Genomic DNA, 19,669 nt, shown 5'->3' on the forward strand with positions numbered 1-19,669 from the left:
CATGAATAAAAAGCAAAAAAAGGTTTTAATTAGAATAATAATTGCAGCTGCACTTATGGCGGTGTTGCTACTGCTTCCACTTGAGGAGGATAGCATACTTAGATTTGTTTTGTTTTTGATACCATATTTTGTAATAGGGTATGACATTCTAAAAAAGGCATTCAAGGGTGTTAAAAACAAGCAGGTTTTCGATGAAAACTTCCTTATGGCTGTAGCCACCATTGGCGCAATGGCACTTGGAGAATATACCGAGGGAGTAGCGGTTATGCTGTTTTATCAGATTGGTGAATTGTTCCAGTCATATGCTGTAGGTAAAAGCCGTAAAAACATATCTGCACTTATGGACATAAGACCTGATTTTGCAAATATCATGGAAAATGGTGAGCTTGTCCAGGTGGATCCTGATGAAGTGGAAATTGGTACTGAAATCATAGTTCAGCCGGGAGAAAAGATACCTATCGATGGCGTGGTTATCGATGGTAATGCAACACTTGATACAGCGGCACTTACCGGCGAAAGTGTTCCTAGAACAGCCCAAATAGGGGATGAAGTCATATCAGGCTGCATTAATATGTCTGGTGTGCTTAAAATCCGCACAACCAAGGATTTTGGCGAATCTACAGCCTCAAAGATATTAGATCTGGTAGAAAATGCTTCATCAAAGAAATCAAAGCCTGAAAACTTTATCTCTCGATTTGCCAGAGTTTACACACCTGCGGTATGCTACAGTGCTTTGGCACTTGCCATTATTCCACCAGTAGTCAGCCTCATTATAGGTGTAGATCCACGCTTTACACAGTGGATTTATAGAGCTTTGACATTCCTTGTTATCAGTTGTCCATGTGCCCTTGTAATTAGCATTCCACTTACGTTCTTTGCAGGAATAGGTGGTGCCAGCAAGGCTGGAGTATTGGTAAAAGGTTCAAACTATCTAGACCTTTTATCAAAGGTTAAATACGTAGTTATGGATAAAACCGGCACACTCACAGAAGGTGTATTTAAAGTAACTAAGATTGTTCCAAATAACATATCAAAGGAAGAACTGTTGGAGAAGACCGCTATGGCAGAGGTGTACTCTAACCATCCTATTTCAAAAAGCCTGAAAGAAGCTTATGGAAAGCCAATTGATTCGTCATGTGTTTTGGATGTGGAAGAAATCGCGGGTTCTGGAATAAAAGCTTTAGTTAACGGTTATAATTTAGCTGTCGGTAATGAAAAGCTAATGAATCTGCTTGGTTTGCAGATAAGTCCTGTTCAAGAACCTGGAACAGTCATTCACGTGGCTATAGATGGTAAGTATAGTGGATATATACTTATTTCTGATAAGCTGAAAGCTTCTTCAAAGGATGCTATCAAAGCATTAAAGCAGTCTGGTGTCAAAAAGACTGTTATGCTTACTGGAGATAGCAAAAATGTTGCAGATATCGTAGCAAATGATTTGGGGCTGGATGCAGTTTTTTCACAGCTTTTACCTGCTGATAAGGTAACAAAGGTTGAGGAGCTTTTGGCCATCAAACAGGCAAATGAACAGCTTGTATTTGTAGGTGATGGAATAAATGACGCTCCTGTACTTTCCAGGGCAGATATAGGCATTGCCATGGGGGCACTAGGCTCAGATGCCGCCATAGAGGCAGCAGATGTTGTACTTATGGATGATGACCCTAAAAAAATAGCAAAGGCCATAGGCATTGCAAAAAAATGTATGCGAATAGTATATGAAAATATATATTTCGCAATTGGAATAAAAGTGGGCTGCCTTATTTTGGGAGCCATTGGTATAGCCAATATGTGGTATGCCATTTTTGCTGATGTAGGAGTAATGGTAATAGCAGTATTAAATGCAATCCGCGCTTTGCGTGTGAAGAATGTGTAAGGAGTAGCAAAATGAGTAAACATGCTGAAGTTTGTGACGAGAAATGCGTGCACACTGATTTGGTAAATAGAGTTTTAAATGATTTGCCTGACGAGGATGCTTTATATGATTTGGCTGAATTATTTAAGGTATTCGGCGATAGCACAAGAGTAAGGATTCTTGTGGCCCTATTTGAGTCTGAATTGTGCGTATGTGATATTTCAGAAAGCCTTGGAATGACACAGTCTGCTGTTTCCCATCAGCTCCAGATCCTTCGCACTAACAAGCTGGTAAAGAGCCGCAGAGAGGGCAAACAGATGTACTATAGTCTAGCGGATGATCACGTTGTTACCATAATAGCTCAGGGCCTCAGCCATATACTGGAGTAGTGTTTTTTTGGTAGTTATGATATGTGCAATTTAATTGTCGGAATATCAGAAACTTTACACAGAATTCTAACAATTAATTTTTAAAAAATCTGTTGACATTAGTGGTGTTCTAATATATACTTCTTTTTGTTCGCGAGAGAGATAAAGCGAACGAAAGAAATCGGGGTGTGGCTCAGTTTGGCTAGAGCACCTGGTTTGGGACCAGGGGGTCGCAGGTTCGAATCCTGTCACCCCGACTTAGAAATTTAATATGCGGGTGTGGTTCAATGGTAGAACATCAGCCTTCCAAGCTGAATACGTGGGTTCGATTCCCATCACCCGCTCTTATATTTCTAAATTACATATGTGTCAGTAGCTCAGCTGGATAGAGCAACGGCCTTCTAAGCCGTGGGTCGGGGGTTCGAATCCCTTCTGGCACATTTATACGGTTTATGTTTTATCAGTATGGTGGGTGTGGCACAGCTGGTTAGCGCGTCGGATTGTGGTTCCGAAGGTCGAGGGTTCGAACCCCTCTACCCACCCTGTTGCGGTAGCAACTAATTGAAGAAGGGCACCAAGTCCTTTGTTGGGCTATCGCCAAGCGGTAAGGCACCAGATTTTGATTCTGGCATTCGCTGGTTCGAATCCAGCTAGCCCAGTTTCTGGTCTATGCCTTTTATTTATGGCGACTGTCTCAAAACTGAATATGGGGTTGTAGCTCAGTTGGTAGAGCACCTGACTTTTAATCAGGTTGTCGGGAGTTCGAGCCTCCTCAGCCTCAGCAAATGAAGACCTTGAAGTTTTTGCTTCGAGGTCTTTTTCTAGTATTCGAACTGGTGACAATTTGTCACTGGTTGAGACTGCAATATGTAAGTAAAATAGGATTTTAAGTAAAGATATATACAGTGCAGCATAATTATGCTACAATAAAGTTAAATAAGGAGGTAGTTATTATGCCAACAATTATGCCTATACGAGATTTAAGAAATACAAGTGAAATATCAGAAATTGCACATAGACAAAAGGAGCCTATTTTTATCACTAAAAATGGATATAGTGATCTTGTGGTTATGAGTGCAGAATTGTACGAGAAGTTTGCAAGAGAAAATCGAATAGATCAGGCTATTTTTGAAGCAGAGCAGGAGTTTGCTGAAACAGGTAAGACAGTAGATGCAAAGGAAGCATTTGCAGAATTGGAGAAAAAGTATTTTGACTAAGTATACTGTGGAATTAATGCCAAGAGCTTATAGGGATATTGAGGAAATATATGCTTATATTGCTTATGAAAAGTTGTCTCCTGAAAATGCAAAAGGACAGATTGATAGAATAAAGGAAGCTATACTTGGACTCGATACATTGCCAGAATCTCATCAAGATAGGGTTACCGGTAGATATGCAGGTAAAGGATATAAACAACTAATAGTTGATAATTATATTGCTATATTTAGAATTGATGCAGATAAGATGAGAGTACTAGTTGTGACTGTGCAGTATCAAGGGAGAAATCTTTAACCTTTTTTACTACAACTTGCCTTCGAACCTTCTAAGCCTCAGCAAATCCGTACCGCAAATAAGATTCAATTTAAGATATACAGCGCTGCATAATTGCGCCGCAGTAAAATAAAGTAAGGAGACACTATGATAAAAATATACGGTTTACACACTTGTCCATACTGTGATTTTCTTCAGCCACAGATTGAGGGGAAGGAAGATCAGTACCAGTACATAGATATAGGCCAGCATGTCCGCTACATGCATGAGTTTATGGATTTGAGAGATAATAGACCAGAGTTTGATCATTCAAAGGAAATAGGCGATATAGGTATTCCATGCTTTGTATTTGAGGATGGCAGAATCAGCCTTGATCCAGCAGATGCAGGACTTGTGGAGTATGGAAGCCCGGCAGCATGTTCTATAGACGACCACAAGGCTGGAAAAAAGGGCTGCTAAGATAAAATGTAAAATCAAAAGATGTAGTTGTTAGAGAGTTAATTCGCTTGCAACTACATTTTTTTGTGCAAATTTATTATTGAATATCGAACAAAGTTTCTGTATTATTTATCACATGTCCTAGTGAAATGATGTGATTTTACTAGAGTTTTATAGATAGAATGGAGTATAAGTTATTGGAAAATATGGATGCTAAAGCGGTATTAAAAGCATACTATGGATATGATTCCTTCAAACCAGGGCAGGAGCATATCATCGAAGCCATTTTGCAGGGGCAGGATGTACTGGCGATAATGCCTACAGGTGCTGGAAAGTCGGTATGCTATCAGGTGCCTGCCATGCTATTATCAGGCATTACTATAGTTATTTCACCCCTTATTTCATTGATGCAGGACCAAGTGAGTGCACTAAATGATATTGGAATTCAGGCAGGATATATTAATTCTGCACTGACCGATTCACAGATTAGACAGGTCTATGCCAAAGCTATAGATGGACTTTATAAAATCATCTATGTAGCACCTGAAAGATTAGAAAGCTATGACTTCATAGAATTTGTCAACAAAATAGATATCTCCATGATAACCATAGATGAAGCACATTGTATTTCTCAGTGGGGGCAGGATTTCAGACCTAGCTATCTGAAAATTGTCGATTTCATTGACTCTCTTAGTAAAAGACCAATCGTAAGTGCTTTTACAGCAACAGCTACAGAGGAAGTAAAAAATGACATTTCATGCGTTCTTAAATTGCAGTCTCCAAAGCTTGTAACTACAGGATTTGACCGGGAAAATCTTTATTTTGATGTGCAGGTTATTAAAAAGAAGAATGATTATATTCTCAATTACATAAATAAGCATCCAGAGGAAAGTGGCATTATATATTGTGCTACCAGGAAAAATGTTGATGCTGTATATGAAATGCTGGTAAATCAAGGCATACCTGCTGCCAGGTATCATGCAGGCATGAGTAACGAAGACAGAAAAACCAGTCAGAATGACTTTATATATGATAAATGCCCTGTGATTGTTGCAACCAATGCTTTCGGTATGGGCATAGATAAATCAAATGTCAGATTTGTTATTCATTACAACATGCCGCAGAGTATGGAAAACTATTATCAGGAAGCTGGTCGTGCCGGTCGTGACGGAGAGCCATCACAGTGCATATTATTATTTTCAAACCAGGATGTGATGATCAACAGATTTTTGCTTGAGAAAAAGGAAAATTTTGAGGTTTCACTGGAGGATGCTGAACTCATTAGGCAGCGAGACATGCGAAGACTTCAGCTAATGGAAGGATATTGTACAACATCAGGCTGTCTTCGCAACTATATCCTTGAATACTTTGGAGAGAAGAAAACTGAGCCCTGTGATAGCTGCGGTAACTGCCACAGAGAGTTTACGGAAATAGACATGACTGCGGAAGCAAAGCAGGTCATTAATTGTGTCTACGAAACCAGAGGCAGATATGGATTAAACATCCTATTAGGTACTTTGATAGGAGCCAATAGGGCCAGGCTAAAAGAGCTTGGTGTGACCAATTACAAAACATATGGAGTATTAAACCACCATTCTGAAACAGAACTTCGCTTATTAGTAAATCAGCTTATTGCAGATGGCTATTTAACCCAGACTGCAGAAAAATATAGTGTGATTCGCATGGGTGATATTTCTTCTCTCAGAAATCCCAAGACCCGTATAATCGTGAAAACCTACAAGGATAGAGAGTTGGATTCAAAGAAATCAAGCCGCAGCAGAAAGGGTACGGATTCTCTGACTAAAGCAGGCTTTGAATTGTTTGACATTCTACGCAATTTACGCGTTAACATTGCCAGAGAAGAAGGCTTGCCGCCATATATTGTATTTAGCGATAAGAGCCTGATTGATATGAGCGCAAAGTGCCCTCATGATAAAGTATCTATGCTAAATGTATCAGGTGTAGGTGAGGCAAAATATGAAAAATATGGAAGTCGTTTCTTAGATGCTATTGCAACATTTATAAATGAACATCCTGATGAAGTTACTAGCATTATGGATGATAATGATACCGTGGACACCACAATATCAGGGGAAAGAGAACGAAAGCCTAAAAAAGTCCCATTTTATCTTAATCCAGAGGATGCTTGCAATTTCGAGTACAAGGATTTATATCTGGTCACTGAAATCAAAGAGGAATTAAATAGAATTACTTCTGTTGAAAATGTAAAGCAAATATATGGTACAGATATTTTTAGATTTTTAGCTCAGGCCGGATATGTTGAAGAAAAGAAAATAGATGGCAGAAATATCCAGACTCAAACTTCACTTGGTATTGAAAAAGGCATTGTTACCACAGAAAAAATTAGCAAAAATGGAAATCCCTATAATGTTCTTTTGTATCCAAAAGTTATACAAAAGGAGATTGTGGAGCATTACGCTACGCTGATAGAATCTAACATGTAAAAATATTGATAAAATAGAGCTCCGGTCTTTTTAGACTAGGGGCTCATTTTTCTTTTAATTAGATTACTATTTTTTATTCATTTCTTGACATACCCATATCAAATCCTTATACTCCCATATATTTTTGAAAAATGAAAATTGATTAACCATATAGTTAATCAAAGAAAGGGAGGGAATAATGGAATATAAAGTATTGAAAGCTACCATCACAAAGGAGTTTCAGGTAAGGCTTAGGGCTTATCCCATTAGCTTTATGGTGGGATGTATTCTTACATCCTTTTATACCACCTTTGGGGCATGGCTGATGTATCACTATTTTTTCAGGGGGCAGCTCTCGGATAGCTTTACTGGCTTAACTGGAACCAGCGATTACATGAGCTATGCTATAGTGGGAAGCCTTATGTATTTATTTGTGGTGCGTACCTGTCTCAACGTCAGTAGAACTTTGATGACAGAGCTGTGGGAGGGGACTTTAGAGAGTCTGATGCTGGCGCCATTTAGGAGAGTGGCATATTTTCTGGGAAATATGTTACTGCAGACAATAACCACTTTCGGAGAGACTGCAATTGCAGCGATTATAGGAGTTGTATTCGGACTTAGGATACATGAGTTTAACCTAATAGAATTTGTTGTGGCAGTATTGATATCTCTTTATTGTTTCTTTGGTGTATCACTGATTCTAGGGTGTGTCATGCTTTATACCAGAAACACCTATATTACACAAAACACCCTGTTTACAGCCATGTTTTTAGTTTGTGGAATCACATTCCCTAAGGAATATCTGCCTTTTGGTCTAAAGGTATTAGGCAGCATAATCCCAGTTACAGATTGTGTTTCAATCATGCGAGCATCATTGCTTGGCGGTATGCCTCAAGCGCAGGTGGTCAAACTGGCTATCAAGGCGCTAGCAGTTGGTACTGTCTATATAGCAATGGGAATGCCTCTGATGAAACACGCGGAAAGAATAGCGTTAGAGAAAATGGAAGGGTAGGAAAATATGATTGAGGTTAGAAATCTAAAAAAGACTTATGATGTAAAAAGAAGAGATGGACTTTTTAAATCCCATAGAGAAAAAGTAGAAGCAGTAAAAGACATTTCGATGCGTATAGAAGCTGGTCAAATAGTAGGTCTTCTTGGTATAAATGGTGCTGGTAAGACCACAACAATAAAGATGCTTACAACACTTATTGAGCCAACCGCTGGCAGCTATAGTTTTGATGGGCTGGATGCCATAGCACATCCTACAGAGGTAAAAAAGCAAATAAACATGATTGCCGGTGGAGAGCGCATGATATATTGGAGGCTGACAGCTTATGAAAATCTGTGGTACTACGGTCAACTGTATGGTATAGAAAATGTTATTTTAAAACAGAGGATAGAAAAACTTTTAAAGCTTGTAGGACTTGAAGATAAAGCAAATATTCCAGTGGAAACTTTTTCAAAGGGCATGAAGCAGAGGCTGCAGATTGCCAGGGGAATGATTAATGATCCAAAATACATATTTTTAGACGAGCCTACAATCGGCCTTGATGCAGTGGTGACTCAGGAGCTTCATGAGGAAATAATGAATCTGGCAAAGAAACAGGAAAAGGGAATTCTTCTAACTTCCCACTATCTGTCAGAGGTGGAGCAATTATGTGATTATATTTATCTGGTCAATAATGGAGAGCTGATAGTGGAAGGAACAAAAAGGAAATTGACGGATTTTGTGTTCCTGCGAAATCAGTATGCCTTTTCAACAAAAGGAATGGATGAAGGAATCTATCTGAAGCTGAAAAATCATATTGGATTTGTGGATAAAGATGCAGACGTATCCTTTGAAGGTGGGAAAACTCTGATTACTTCAAAGGTTGAGCTTTCTTCAAAGCTTGCAGAATTTGCACTTGATGAGAAGCTTACCATTAACGAGCTTCATAAAATGGAGCCATCATTAGAACAGGCTGTAATCAAGCTTTCAAAAGAAATGCAAAAGGAGAAAATGGCATGAAATATTTCCTAAAAGTAGTGTGGGCTGAGGCAGTAAAACAGCATCGAAATTATTTTAACAACTGGACTATATACATTTCTTTATTCATATGGCCACTGTTTAGTTTTTTATCAGCATACTATAGCTACAGTGCATTTGATGTGGATGGAACTTTGATATCATATATAAATGGAAAAAATATATTAGTATTTCTCATGTTGGGGTATATGGCAATGAGCTTTTTCAGGTCAGTGGTTCAGTCAGCCTGGAATTTTTCCAGAGAACGCCAAAGTGGAACTTTAGAGTACATATATCTTTCCACCGCAAATAGGCTGGCAGTTTTAATGGGAAATGCCCTGTCATCAGTATTTGAAAGTGCGATAGTTATGCTGGTTTTTGGAATGCTAATCATAATCAGCAATAGAGATTCCATTAACGTAAATACGATATCATTAGGAATAGTCCTTATAATTTTTATTGCAATGGCACTCTTATGGGGAGTATTTTTAAACGCATGTTTTTTGTATTCTAGGGATACGGATTTTTTATTCACCATTTTAGAGGAGCCAATGGAGATTTTTGCCGGGGTAAAGGTTCCAATAATGATTTTTCCAGCCTGGGCAAAAATTGTCAGCTTCATTTTTCCTCTCACCTATGTGCTTGAGGCTTTAAGACAGGTAATGTTAAATGATGCAAGTGTGTCATCCCTATCTAATATTTTGTTTGCCTGTATTGGAATAATAATAGTGCTTTTATCTGCAACATTGTTTACAATAGGAATTGTAGAAAAGCACATGAGAAAGACGGGCAATGTTGTCCTGTTTTGATAGGGTAATAAATGAAAATTGGAACTTATATAGACAGAGTTGATGATTCATATACTTATACGCTATGTGGAGAGATATTTTTTTCTCCTCTTTTTGAAATGTTTGCAGCAATGCATGTTATCTGCAATCCGATGCATCATACTGCCAGACTTCGCTGGTGGGAGAGAATGCAGGAGCAGCTGGACGAAGGACTAATAGAGGATATAGTCGATTTATCAGAATGTACAAATGAGTGGCTGGCACCTATCGATTTTGTGTCCTTTGACACATATCCAACCAGAGATATGAATGTTGAGGAGGCCCTGTTAACCCTAGAGGGCTACTCTATTGATATATGGAAAAAGGTTTTTAGCGATAATGGTACAACTATCACTCCTTCTCAAAAACAAAAGATTATTGGAGTGTCAAAAAGATTCTACGACTCCTATTTTTATAATGAGATAATAATTCTAGAGCCCCTCATGAACACAGCATTAAAAAAACTGTTAAAATCCTGGGAAACAGACGGAATCGCAAAATCCTTAGCTGATATCCATGAGCGACTTAAAGTGGATGAGCGTGAGGTAATCTTTGTGAAGAACAAGGAATATCATTTCAAATATGATGAAATAAAAAAGATATTTGTGACTGGCAGTGTATTTTTGAGTCCACATCTTATTATGGGAATGGATGACAATTCATCAATTCAGACGGTGAAGCATTTTTATGCTGAGGGTGTGGAATCCTGTCCTCCAGAAGAGCTGGTAAAGCTCTATAATGGCCTGGCTGATGGAACCAGATTGCAGATACTTAAGATGATAAAGCATAAAGCTGACACCACTCAAAGTTTGGCGAAAAAGCTCGGAATATCTGAGGCTGCCGTTTCAAAACAGCTAAAGGTGTTAAACGCAGGTGGCCTTGTTACCAAACATAGAAAAGGCAGCTTTATGTATTATTCAGTGGCAGATCAGGCTTTGGATTTTCTGACTTATAGGATATATGAGTATCTGATGTAAAGCGGGCATGTCTAAAATATTTCCGCTGAAACTCCATAGGAGTCATGCCGACCCTTTCCCTGAAGGTCTTTATAAAATAGCTGGTAGAGGAAAAGGCCAGGTATTCACCGATATCCGATTCTGAGAAATCGGAGTACAATAGCATATTTTGGGCTGCTTCAATCCGTTTACTGCAGATGTATTCCTGGATTGTGCAGCCCTTTTCTTTTTTGAAAAGAGTGTTCAAATAGTTTGGTGACAGGTGTGCAGCCTCAGCTACATCCTTTAGAGTGATTTTTTGATGAAGGCTGAAATAGATGTAGTCTAAAGCTCTGTATGTAGGCTTGCTGAGTGCAGCAGGAGCGCCTATTTCATCTATCTTGGCCCTGTCAGAATGTATGGCAGCAAGTCTTTTTGTAAAATCAGTAATCATTTCAGTGTGCAGCTTTTCGATTGTAGACACATCGTCGCAAATATCCATCTGTCTTATATAGTAATCGCTTAGATTATAGGCAGTCTGAGCCTCTAAGCCTCCTTCAATGGCAAAACGTGTAGCCAAAGTGGTGGTGGCTACAAAAAGATATTTTATGTTTCTCACTGGGTCAGTTGACAATTTGCCCATAGACTCTGAGCGAAAGAACTTTATACTTTCCTCAATCGAGCGTAAATCTCCATTTTTAAGATATTCATATTGCAGCAGCTCCTCGTCGTAGGTGTGGTGAGGCACGTCAGCTTCCCTCTGCAAAAAGGAAGCTATAACCAGCTGTTTATTTTGTTCTGAAGTGTTATATTTTCCATTCATAGTTAAATAATATCACAAATAGTTAGATATTGATATTGCACAAGCTTCATATTTGCTAATATACAAATAGATATAGATTCCTGAATGCAAAATAGGAAAATGCATTTGGAAACCTATAAATGAACATAAGTGCAAATATTTGCAGAAAGGACATAGCTATGGCATTACCAAAGAATTTTTTGTGGGGTGGGGCAGTGGCAGCTCACCAATTAGAAGGTGCATATGACGTAAACGGAAGAGGACTGTCTGTTTCTGATGTGCTGACAGCTGGTAGTGTATCAGTACCACGTAAAATTACAGATGGTGTAGTAGCATCTGAAAAATATCCAAATCATAAGGGTATTGATTTTTATCACACCTATAAGGAAGATATTAAGTTGTTTGCAGAGCTTGGGTTCAAATGCTTTAGAACCTCTATTTCATGGAGCAGAATTTTTCCAAATGGAGATGAAAGTGAGCCTAATGAGGCAGGTCTTAAATTCTATGATGATCTGTTTGATGAGCTTTTGTCCCATGGAATAGAGCCGGTAGTGACCCTTAGCCATTTTGAGATGCCTTATGCACTGGTAAAAAATTATGGTGGCTGGGCAGATAGAAGGCTTGTGGACTTTTTTGTAAATTACGCTATCACAGTTATGAATCGCTACAAGGATAAGGTTAAATACTGGATGACCTTCAACGAGATAAACAATCAGTACCGAGTGGACAGTGATATATTTGGCTGGGTAAATTCTGGAGTCATTTTTTCAAAATCAGAAAACAAGAAAAAGCTTTTGTATCAGGTGTCTCATAATCAACTGATTGCATCAGCACTTGTGGTGGCAAAGGGACATGAGATAAATCCAGACTTTATGATTGGCTGTATGTGTGCCTTTACCGCATATTATCCTTATTCCTGCAATCCAGATGATGTGCTGTGCGCCACACAGTCCATGCATGATAAATTTTTTTATCTGGATGTACATTGTCGAGGACATTATCCTAGCTATGTGAAGAAGGAGTGGGAGAGAGAAGGTACCATGCCTGAAATCTTGCCTGGGGATGAAGAAATCCTTAAAAACGGAACAGTTGATTACATTGGATTTTCTTATTATATGACAAATGCTGTAAAGGCCACTCCTGACAAAACCAATAGTGACGCAATCGTTGGAAATGAAAACACCGTTCCAAATCCATATGTGACTCCAACTGAATGGGGCTGGAATATTGATCCAGAGGGTCTTCGATACTCTCTTGATACTCTCTATGAGAGATACGAATTACCTCTTTTCATAGTGGAAAATGGAATTGGTGCAATAGATAAACTTGAGGATGATAACACGATAGATGACAGCTATAGAATCGATTACCTAGGCAGCCACATAAAGCAGATGAAGCTTGCTGTGGAAGAGGATGGAGTGGAACTGATAGGCTACACACCTTGGGGTTGCATCGATGTGGTTTCATTCACAACAGGTGAGCTTAGAAAACGATATGGCTTTATTTATGTGGATCTTAATGACGATGGCTCAGGCACAGGAAACAGATACAAGAAAAAATCCTTTGACTGGTATAAAAATGTTATAGCCAGCAATGGTGAACAGATATGATGAAATACTCGCCTTCCCAAATTCGGGAAGGCGTTTTTGTGTGACATAAATGTGATAATTGTTGTACTAATATGTATATGAAATAAAAAAGAGATGCAAAACATCTCGATTAGGGGAGCTAGAGGTAATGAGAATTAAACACATTAATGATGAAAACGGATTTTTTGAAAGACTAAACGGATGTGAAGGGAAGGTGTATTTGATTAATACAGATGGAAATATTATCACTCTTAATCCAAAAGTAAAGCATGATATTGGAACCATAGCATCAACACTTTTGGATGGCACACTTAACGATGTAGAAATTAGATTTTCAGAGACAAAGGATATTTTTTATATGGCAGAATATGTGATAGCTGTATAAAATTTTTATGAAATAGTAAAGAGGGGAATAATTATATAGATTCCTGTTGACTATACATTTTTAGTCAGCAAGAGTGATATGTTGATAAGAAGCAATTCTGAAGCTAGGATTGCTTCTTTTTTGTTAATGTTAGATACATTAAAAGTGGTACAATCTTTTACAAGTAATTAAAACTATGTAGCAAAGGAAAAAAATGGATAAAAGCAATAATAGATTAAACCTATATCTTGCACCTTTAGAAGGTGTTACAGATTCAATATATCGAAATACATTTTTAAAATATTATGGTGGTGTTGGAAAGGTTTATACACCTTTCATTTCTCCTAATTCTACCTTTAAATTTACCACCAGAGAGTTCAAAGATATTGATTCTGAAAAAAATGATGTAAGTCTTACTGTGCCTCAGCTTTTGACCAATAATCCAGAGCATTTATTATGGGCGGCAGCTGAAATAGCATCCCTTGGATTTGGTGAAATTAATCTAAATCTAGGATGTCCAAGTGGAACAGTAGTGGCAAAGAAAAAGGGCTCAGGTCTTCTTTATTATCCAGAAGAACTAGATAAATTTTTATACTCTATCTATAGCGGTTTAGATGAGGCATGCAGCAGGAAAAATGCTAAGACACCTGCCATATCTATCAAAACAAGGCTTGGAAAGGTTGAGCCTGAGGAATTCTATGAAATATTAGATATTTATAATAAATATCCAGTTCACGAGCTGACCATTCATCCTAGAATCCAGACCGATTTTTATAAAGAACCCCTTCGTATGGAATTTTTCGATTATGCCATCAGTCATGCAAAGGCTAATTTAGTATTCAATGGAGAGTTAAATACTACAGCAGATATTTTGAGTATTGAAGAAAAGTATGATATCGTAAATGCGGTAATGCTTGGACGCGGCTTGATTTCTAATCCTGAGCTTGCCATTTGGTACAACAATGGCACATTGCCTGATAAAATAGATATGGCAAAATTTAAGGATTTTCATAACAGTCTTTTAGAGCAGTATATTTCAGTGCTGTCAGGGGAAAAGCCAGTATTACACAGAATGAAGGAATTCTGGGTTTATTGGCAAAAGAATTTCCCGAATCAGGAAAAACAAATCAAAAAGCTCAGGAAATCGAATAAGCTCATGGAGTACAAGGATTATGCAAATATATTATTAACATCAGGAGGACTATAAGTGTACACAACAAGTTATTATTTGGAGCACTATTTCCATATGCCGGATTTTATAATATTTTTGGCCTTGGCAATGGTTCTAATGGGAATAGTATTTTTTGTATTTTATCTTTACGCAAAAGGAACCAATAAAACCGATAAGAAGCTGGAGCATGAATTTTACTACCTGTCAGAAAGGTTTTATGAACTGATATTTTCAGGCGGCTCAATCATTGGCTTCATGGCTGCCTACTATTTGATCAACCGATTTGTTACAGAAGGAGCATTTAAAACCTTTTGGGATGATTACAAGGACTATTTACTTCTGGTATTTATGGTCATATCAATCCTTGTTAATTCATTTTTGGATCATGTGGTTCTCAGAGTAAAGCATCTGGATGAAGATGCCATGGCATCCATCAGACTTACCGGAATGCTTTACATGATTATCATTTTTGCATACATCAAGTTCATCTATGAGGATGATAATTATGATATGTTCATAGCTTATTTCCTCACTTTGATGATAGGTCGATTCGTTTATTTTGACGCAAGCTTCAAGGACTTTTTACATTGCATTAAAAGAGCAATTGCAAATATTCCAATTATGATTATGGCACTTACCTTTCTTGGAATAATGTGTCTGTATGGCTATTCAACAGAGTATCTGTTAAAGCATAATGGTGTTATCACCAATATTTTCTTCACTCATCTGTTCATAATTGTGGCTATGTTTATCACACATTTTGTGGCCTACAAAATTGTGCAGGGTAAGACTTGTGTCAAAACCAAAAGGACAAATAGAATAGAGCGAGAGGATAATAGACAAAGGCATAGTAGACGAGAGTCACATGACAGAGTCGAAAGACAAGAAAGACCACGTAGACAAGACGAAATTGAGGTAATGGATTTATGAAAAACAATGTAGTACTGATTGGAATGCCAGGCGTTGGCAAAAGCACACTTGGAGTTGTCCTTGCAAAGGAGCTTGGATTTGAATTTGTAGATGCAGATTTGCTTATTCAAAAAAGAGAAAACCGTTTACTTAAGGAAATTATTGCAGAGGATGGAGTAGATGGTTTTTTAAAAATAGAAAATGATGTAAATGCAAGCATTAACACAGATAAAACAGTAATAGCAACAGGCGGCAGCGTAATATACGGCGCCGAGGCTATGGAACATCTAAAGGAGATAGGCACAGTAGTGTACCTAAAGCTTGACTACGAAACTCTAGACTCACGCCTAGGCTCCCTAAAAGGCCGCGGCGTAGTCCTAAAGGATGGACAAACCCTCAAATCTCTCTACGAGGAACGCATCCCTCTCTACGAAAAATATGCCGACCTAATCGTAGACGAACAAGGCTTAAACCTAGAGGAGACCCTCACATCCGTACTCAAAAGCCTGAGATAGCCTAATCTCAGCTTGAAGATAGCCAGTTACGCTATTAAAAAAGGAAAAAATAGCCTGTAGTAAACAAGGATGATATCACTTAAGCGAGACATTCCTAGTCGAGCGTAGTGATATCATCCTTGTTTGCGTAACAGGCGAGCCAAAACCTAAAATATAGCGTAACTGGCGAGCCAACATCCTAGTGGCTAGCCACTACCTATCTCCAGCCCTCTGATATCCAGTCTTAACCAGCCACTTCTGGTCAATCACCTTCACCTCATCCCCAAACAGGATATGAAGTCTCACAGACGAAGGCTGCTTTTCAACTTCTTTAACAGTTCCCTCTCCAAACTTAGGATGAGTCACTGTATCTCCAACCTCATAGCGAACCTTTGCATTTTCCATATTCTTGTACATACGCTGTGTGCGATAAGTATCAAGCATCTGAACCTGCTTGTGATCCACATTTGGGCGGGTGAGCACAGAGTCATAGTCGACCTTTTTCAGGCTTTGGCCTTCCACATAAAAGTCTGAAGGAATAGCACCGATAAGTGAACAACAATATTTCCATGCACTGCCATGAACACCTGGCTGCCAGTTATACTGCTCAGGGATGACAATGTGACGGGTCATATAATGAGCATATTCGTGCTTGTAAAGATTTACGCGATCAGTCTTTGAAAGCTGCTCATTCAAACAAAATCCAATGAAGAAAAGTGAAAACTGGAACTGCTCCTCGTTATCGTAAGAAGGAGGCATATAAGAACCAAGTGCCTTTTCATCCATACCAAAAGTGATAGGTACGTCGGCACCATGGAGACCAAGCTTGTGGTCCAAAACAGAATAAAGAGCGGTGATTTCTGCACGCAAGATAGGTTCTTCATCGTGCAACATTTTTAACATATCTTTTTTAGTCATGTAAAACTCCTTAAAAAATGAAAAAACTTATCTCAGTATAGCAAGTGAAATCTAAATTAACAATGACCAAAATTGAATAAATGTGATTGATTATAAAGTGACTATAAACTTTTAAATAAAAGTAGCCGAAATAGATTTTGGAGTGTAGATAACGGGATTAGTGCGCACATTTTTAATTTATAATTTATAATTGAGGGGTAGCTATGAAAAAAATATTAAAATCATTGAAAAAGATAACAGCTCTTAGTTTAGGTTTTATAATATTATCAGGTCTTGTTTTTTCTCCGCTTGAAGCTGAGGCTGCCAAGAAAAAATCAGGAAATGCCACTTATGCAGAGGGGGACGATATTGCTTTTGGTAACCTGGATGGAAATATACTTAACTGGACTATTTTAAAATACGACGATACTACAAAAATTGCGTTTGTAGTTTCCAGAAAAACCTTGAGTACTACTTCAGTAACTGCCTATAGAACGGCAGTAAATATGTCATATGTTGACAACAAAAAATCTCCAGGTTATGTGAGATGGTCAGAAAACTATTGGCGTGGCTGGTGCAACGAAATCTTTTATGTAAATAGCTTTAATGATGAAGAAAGAGCAAAGATACAAAAGACAACTCTTAGTGAAGCTGATGCTCAAAAGAGTCTTATGAATTTTTACCATGATACGTCTTTAGATGGTGATTATATTAAAAATAATAAGACAAAACAGTCTCTCAATATGAATGTTTATAACACACAGACTACAACGTCTGATTATATTTTTTTCCTGTCTTCGGATGAGTACACTGAGTACAAGGATAAAATAAAATTTGAGACCAGAGGCATCTGGCCGCTCAGAACCAATTCATTTGATGATCCAGCTTTTGGACTGTTTTGCAATGATAATGACAAACTATTATATAAAAATTATTATTATATGGGCGATGGCATAAGACCCGCCATGTATGTACAGTTAGGAGAGCCAGAGGTAGTTGATGACTCAACTGATGCGAAAATAACTGATGGTAAAACAGCAGATGCCACTAAAAACGATGCCACTAAAGCTGGTGCCAACAACACTAATTCAACAAAAAACACAAATGCCAGTACCAATGCTGACAAGGCAACTACAGCAGCCAGCACCAAGACACCCGCGAAAGAAACTAAGACAGAAAAAGCTCCTGCCTCCAGTGAAAAAAAATATGCTAATAATGGTACAAATACTGGCAATATAACTCTCCCAGATGATTCCCAGTATTCAATGTCTGCGGGAACTACGGCTCAGGTTGCAATTGACCTTGATTACCTGAATAGTACAGAAAAGGATTACACAATCACCTATAAATCATCAGATGCGAGTGTACTGAATGTAGATTCCAGTGGCAAAATAACTGCCACAGGAACGGGTACAGGAGTTGTTACAGCCAAAATGAAAAAATCAAATGGAAAGGTTTATACCATGTCCTGCAGAGTGGATGTAAAATAATAACCCATTAAAATTTGCCAAGGGCTTCCCTAAATTAAGGGAAGCCCTCTTTAGATATTTTTAATAAAATTTTATTAGTAAATAACAGCCAAGAGAATTATACTATATCTTAGATTAAAGGTTTAAGGAGGCAGATATGTATTACGGATATGGTTTTGGTTACGACCCAACAATAATTCTTGTGCTGATTGGTGCGCTTATCAGTGGACTTGCATCACTTAATGTGCGTGGTACCTTCAATAAATACAGCAAAATCAGAAACTACAGAGGCTATACAGCAAATCAGGTGGCAGAGCAGATTCTTCATGCAGCAGGCATTTATGATGTGCGAATTGAGCGCATCAGAGGCAATCTGACAGACCACTATTCACCAAATGAAAAGGTGCTTCGTCTTTCAGATGCTACCTATGGACAGACCAGTGTAGCAGCAATAGGTGTAGCAGCTCACGAGTGCGGACATGCTATTCAGCACCAGGAGGGCTACGCTCCACTTAAGCTTCGTGCAGCATCAGTGCCACTTGCAAATATTGGTTCATGGATTTCCTGGCCTGTTATTTTGATTGGTCTTCTAATCGGTTACACACCACTTGCACAGCTTGGCGTTTTCCTTTTCACTTTTGTTGTGGCATTCCAGCTGATTACACTTCCAGTAGAGTTTGATGCCAGTGCTAGAGCTTTGAGGATTCTTGACCAGGACAACATCCTTGAAGGAGATGAGCACAAAGGAGCTACCAAGGTTTTAAAGGCAGCAGCTCTTACATACGTGGCAGCATTGTTCTCTACAATTCTTCAGCTATTAAGATTGGTTCTTCTTGTAAACGGTAGAAGCAGAAGGGATTAATAGTGAATTATTTAAATAATATAATTACAATAGTTCAACCTGAAAATTTACAGCCTGATTATCCAGAGGGGACCTTGGTCCTCACTGATAGTCAGGCTGTTATTGATGTGTGCAACAACAGAAATCAACCAGTAGCAGCCTTTGAGCATGATGATATCCACAATCTGAAATGCAATCATATTCTTATTGATGTAGATGATGTAGATGACGAGGTATTTGAAAATATCTATAGACGCTGCATGGATATTCCATGGGATATTTCAGAAACTGATAGAACATTTATCAGGGAATTTTCCATGCCTGATTTGGATGATTTGTTTCAGCTTTATTCAAAATCTGGCATGACAAAATATATGGAACCGCTTTTCGAATATGAGGAAGAAAAGCAGTATGAACTAAACTATATCCAGTATATATATAAACTTTATGGGTTTGGAATGTGGCTTGTTTATGATAAAATATCAAAAGATTTGATAGGAAGAGCTGGTATCGAAGTCAGAGATACATGTCTTGGAGAAAACCAGGCAGAGCTTGGTTTTTGTATCGCATCAGATAGATGGGGACAGGGACTGGGATATGAGGTTTGCTCAGAGATTGTCAGGCTAGCCAGAGAGGAATACGACCTCAATAGCCTTATAGCAAGATGTGATCCTGACAATAAAGCCAGCAGAAGATTATTAGAAAAATTGGGTTTTGAATTTATCTGCTTTCAGGATGATGGGGATTGCAGATATCGCCTTGGCCTATAGAGA

20 protein-coding genes and 6 tRNA genes are annotated in these 19,669 nt (G+C 38.3%); 24 read left to right on the plus strand and 2 right to left on the minus strand.

From position 1 onward, the window contains the following. Position 1: 1 nt before the first annotated feature. The 16 genes from BLV53_RS04910 to BLV53_RS04985 all read left to right on the plus strand — a co-directional run bounded on the left by BLV53_RS04910 (position 2) and on the right by BLV53_RS04985 (position 10,402). Positions 2–1,873 carry a heavy metal translocating P-type ATPase gene (locus tag BLV53_RS04910; RefSeq protein WP_090297932.1) on the plus strand — a complete coding sequence of 624 codons (1,872 nt, stop codon included), beginning with the start codon at positions 2–4 and terminating at the stop codon, positions 1,871–1,873. Between the two features lie 11 nt (positions 1,874–1,884). Continuing rightward, complete coding sequence (locus BLV53_RS04915; RefSeq protein WP_090297935.1) at positions 1,885–2,241, plus strand: ArsR/SmtB family transcription factor; 357 nt, start codon at positions 1,885–1,887, stop codon at positions 2,239–2,241. A gap of 161 nt (positions 2,242–2,402) precedes the next feature. Beyond that, a tRNA-Pro gene (locus BLV53_RS04920) sits at positions 2,403–2,477 on the plus strand. Positions 2,478–2,493: 16 nt separating this feature from the next. Beyond that, positions 2,494–2,564 (plus strand) — tRNA-Gly (locus tag BLV53_RS04925). A gap of 22 nt (positions 2,565–2,586) precedes the next feature. Beyond that, positions 2,587–2,660, plus strand: a tRNA-Arg gene (locus BLV53_RS04930). A 28-nt stretch (positions 2,661–2,688) separates the two neighbouring features. Then, positions 2,689–2,762: transfer RNA gene (locus BLV53_RS04935), tRNA-His, on the plus strand. Between the two features lie 45 nt (positions 2,763–2,807). Continuing rightward, a tRNA-Gln gene (locus BLV53_RS04940) sits at positions 2,808–2,879 on the plus strand. Positions 2,880–2,928: 49 nt separating this feature from the next. After that, positions 2,929–3,001 (plus strand) — tRNA-Lys (locus tag BLV53_RS04945). A gap of 172 nt (positions 3,002–3,173) precedes the next feature. After that, complete coding sequence (locus tag BLV53_RS04950) at positions 3,174–3,437, plus strand: type II toxin-antitoxin system prevent-host-death family antitoxin (RefSeq protein WP_090297937.1); 264 nt, start codon at positions 3,174–3,176, stop codon at positions 3,435–3,437. Beyond that, entirely contained in the window at positions 3,430–3,732 is a 303-nt protein-coding gene (locus tag BLV53_RS04955; RefSeq protein ID WP_090297940.1) for a type II toxin-antitoxin system RelE/ParE family toxin, read from the plus strand. Before BLV53_RS04950 ends, BLV53_RS04955 begins: the two co-directional genes overlap by 8 nt. A gap of 126 nt (positions 3,733–3,858) precedes the next feature. Next, a complete protein-coding gene (locus BLV53_RS04960) occupies positions 3,859–4,170 on the plus strand; it encodes a glutaredoxin-related protein (RefSeq protein WP_090297943.1) in 312 nt (103 codons plus the stop codon). Positions 4,171–4,355: 185 nt separating this feature from the next. Then, a complete protein-coding gene (gene recQ, locus BLV53_RS04965) occupies positions 4,356–6,614 on the plus strand; it encodes a DNA helicase RecQ (RefSeq protein ID WP_090298385.1) in 2,259 nt (752 codons plus the stop codon). Positions 6,615–6,792: 178 nt separating this feature from the next. After that, entirely contained in the window at positions 6,793–7,605 is an 813-nt protein-coding gene (locus BLV53_RS04970) for an ABC transporter permease (RefSeq protein WP_090297947.1), read from the plus strand. Between the two features lie 6 nt (positions 7,606–7,611). Continuing rightward, positions 7,612–8,601 (plus strand): ABC transporter ATP-binding protein, encoded by a 990-nt coding sequence (locus BLV53_RS04975; RefSeq protein ID WP_090297950.1) that lies wholly within the window; start codon positions 7,612–7,614, stop codon positions 8,599–8,601. Then, positions 8,598–9,407: an ABC transporter permease gene (locus BLV53_RS04980; RefSeq protein WP_090297952.1), complete on the plus strand. Its 810-nt coding sequence runs from the start codon at positions 8,598–8,600 to the stop codon at positions 9,405–9,407. Before BLV53_RS04975 ends, BLV53_RS04980 begins: the two co-directional genes overlap by 4 nt. Before the next feature lie 11 nt (positions 9,408–9,418). Beyond that, a complete protein-coding gene (locus tag BLV53_RS04985) occupies positions 9,419–10,402 on the plus strand; it encodes a metalloregulator ArsR/SmtB family transcription factor (protein WP_090297954.1) in 984 nt (327 codons plus the stop codon). Here BLV53_RS04985 and BLV53_RS04990 read toward each other — a convergent pair. After that, positions 10,332–11,183, minus strand: a complete 852-nt coding sequence (locus BLV53_RS04990) for an AraC family transcriptional regulator (protein WP_090297957.1) — start codon at positions 11,181–11,183, stop codon at positions 10,332–10,334. The two genes, BLV53_RS04985 and BLV53_RS04990, sit on opposite strands and share 71 nt — an antisense overlap. 158 nt (positions 11,184–11,341) lie before the next feature. Here BLV53_RS04990 and BLV53_RS04995 point away from each other — a divergent pair, with 158 nt between their 5' ends. From BLV53_RS04995 to BLV53_RS05015, 5 genes are all read left to right on the plus strand, one after another. Next, positions 11,342–12,772 (plus strand): 6-phospho-beta-glucosidase, encoded by a 1,431-nt coding sequence (locus BLV53_RS04995; protein WP_090298388.1) that lies wholly within the window; start codon positions 11,342–11,344, stop codon positions 12,770–12,772. Between the two features lie 127 nt (positions 12,773–12,899). Next, positions 12,900–13,136 carry a hypothetical protein gene (locus tag BLV53_RS05000; RefSeq protein ID WP_090297960.1) on the plus strand — a complete coding sequence of 79 codons (237 nt, stop codon included), beginning with the start codon at positions 12,900–12,902 and terminating at the stop codon, positions 13,134–13,136. Between the two features lie 193 nt (positions 13,137–13,329). Next, complete coding sequence (locus BLV53_RS05005; protein ID WP_090297963.1) at positions 13,330–14,322, plus strand: tRNA dihydrouridine synthase; 993 nt, start codon at positions 13,330–13,332, stop codon at positions 14,320–14,322. Further along, positions 14,323–15,216 (plus strand): hypothetical protein, encoded by an 894-nt coding sequence (locus tag BLV53_RS05010; RefSeq protein WP_090297966.1) that lies wholly within the window; start codon positions 14,323–14,325, stop codon positions 15,214–15,216. Then, complete coding sequence (locus BLV53_RS05015; RefSeq protein ID WP_090297971.1) at positions 15,213–15,710, plus strand: shikimate kinase; 498 nt, start codon at positions 15,213–15,215, stop codon at positions 15,708–15,710. The genes BLV53_RS05010 and BLV53_RS05015 overlap by 4 nt, the downstream gene beginning before the upstream one ends. A gap of 192 nt (positions 15,711–15,902) precedes the next feature. Here BLV53_RS05015 and BLV53_RS05020 read toward each other — a convergent pair whose 3' ends face one another. Next, positions 15,903–16,607: a hypothetical protein gene (locus BLV53_RS05020; RefSeq protein ID WP_242879035.1), complete on the minus strand. Its 705-nt coding sequence runs from the start codon at positions 16,605–16,607 to the stop codon at positions 15,903–15,905. Positions 16,608–16,810: 203 nt separating this feature from the next. On the opposite strand from BLV53_RS05020, the gene BLV53_RS05025 reads away from it, so the two are divergent. The 3 genes from BLV53_RS05025 (at position 16,811) to BLV53_RS05035 (ending at position 19,666) form a co-directional block, all read left to right on the plus strand. Beyond that, the gene (locus tag BLV53_RS05025; protein ID WP_090297974.1) at positions 16,811–18,076 is read left to right on the plus strand and encodes a DUF6273 domain-containing protein; all 1,266 of its coding nucleotides are present in this window, start codon (positions 16,811–16,813) and stop codon (positions 18,074–18,076) included. Positions 18,077–18,212: 136 nt separating this feature from the next. Then, positions 18,213–18,917 (plus strand): zinc metallopeptidase, encoded by a 705-nt coding sequence (locus BLV53_RS05030; protein ID WP_090297978.1) that lies wholly within the window; start codon positions 18,213–18,215, stop codon positions 18,915–18,917. Positions 18,918–18,919: 2 nt separating this feature from the next. After that, entirely contained in the window at positions 18,920–19,666 is a 747-nt protein-coding gene (locus BLV53_RS05035; protein ID WP_090297981.1) for a GNAT family N-acetyltransferase, read from the plus strand. The last annotated feature ends 3 nt before the right edge of the window (positions 19,667–19,669 follow it).

It is taken from the genome of Pseudobutyrivibrio sp. ACV-2, assembly GCF_900107545.1.
In the GTDB taxonomy this organism is placed as follows: Bacteria; Bacillota; Clostridia; order Lachnospirales; family Lachnospiraceae; genus Pseudobutyrivibrio.

Coding starts and splice junctions, on each gene's coding strand:
- BLV53_RS04915 (WP_090297935.1), top strand. CDS start 1,885: ATGAGTAAACATGCTGAAGTTTGTGACGAGAAATGCGTGCACACTGAT.
- BLV53_RS04960 (WP_090297943.1), top strand. CDS start 3,859: ATGATAAAAATATACGGTTTACACACTTGTCCATACTGTGATTTTCTT.
- BLV53_RS05015 (WP_090297971.1), top strand. CDS start 15,213: ATGAAAAACAATGTAGTACTGATTGGAATGCCAGGCGTTGGCAAAAGC.
- BLV53_RS04985 (WP_090297954.1), top strand. CDS start 9,419: ATGAAAATTGGAACTTATATAGACAGAGTTGATGATTCATATACTTAT.
- BLV53_RS04970 (WP_090297947.1), top strand. CDS start 6,793: ATGGAATATAAAGTATTGAAAGCTACCATCACAAAGGAGTTTCAGGTA.
- BLV53_RS05005 (WP_090297963.1), top strand. CDS start 13,330: ATGGATAAAAGCAATAATAGATTAAACCTATATCTTGCACCTTTAGAA.
- BLV53_RS04980 (WP_090297952.1), top strand. CDS start 8,598: ATGAAATATTTCCTAAAAGTAGTGTGGGCTGAGGCAGTAAAACAGCAT.
- BLV53_RS04990 (WP_090297957.1), bottom strand. CDS start 11,183: ATGAATGGAAAATATAACACTTCAGAACAAAATAAACAGCTGGTTATA.
- BLV53_RS04975 (WP_090297950.1), top strand. CDS start 7,612: ATGATTGAGGTTAGAAATCTAAAAAAGACTTATGATGTAAAAAGAAGA.
- BLV53_RS04995 (WP_090298388.1), top strand. CDS start 11,342: ATGGCATTACCAAAGAATTTTTTGTGGGGTGGGGCAGTGGCAGCTCAC.
- recQ (WP_090298385.1), top strand. CDS start 4,356: ATGGATGCTAAAGCGGTATTAAAAGCATACTATGGATATGATTCCTTC.
- BLV53_RS05025 (WP_090297974.1), top strand. CDS start 16,811: ATGAAAAAAATATTAAAATCATTGAAAAAGATAACAGCTCTTAGTTTA.
- BLV53_RS04950 (WP_090297937.1), top strand. CDS start 3,174: ATGCCAACAATTATGCCTATACGAGATTTAAGAAATACAAGTGAAATA.
- BLV53_RS05030 (WP_090297978.1), top strand. CDS start 18,213: ATGTATTACGGATATGGTTTTGGTTACGACCCAACAATAATTCTTGTG.
- BLV53_RS05000 (WP_090297960.1), top strand. CDS start 12,900: ATGAGAATTAAACACATTAATGATGAAAACGGATTTTTTGAAAGACTA.
- BLV53_RS04910 (WP_090297932.1), top strand. CDS start 2: ATGAATAAAAAGCAAAAAAAGGTTTTAATTAGAATAATAATTGCAGCT.
- BLV53_RS05020 (WP_242879035.1), bottom strand. CDS start 16,607: ATGACTAAAAAAGATATGTTAAAAATGTTGCACGATGAAGAACCTATC.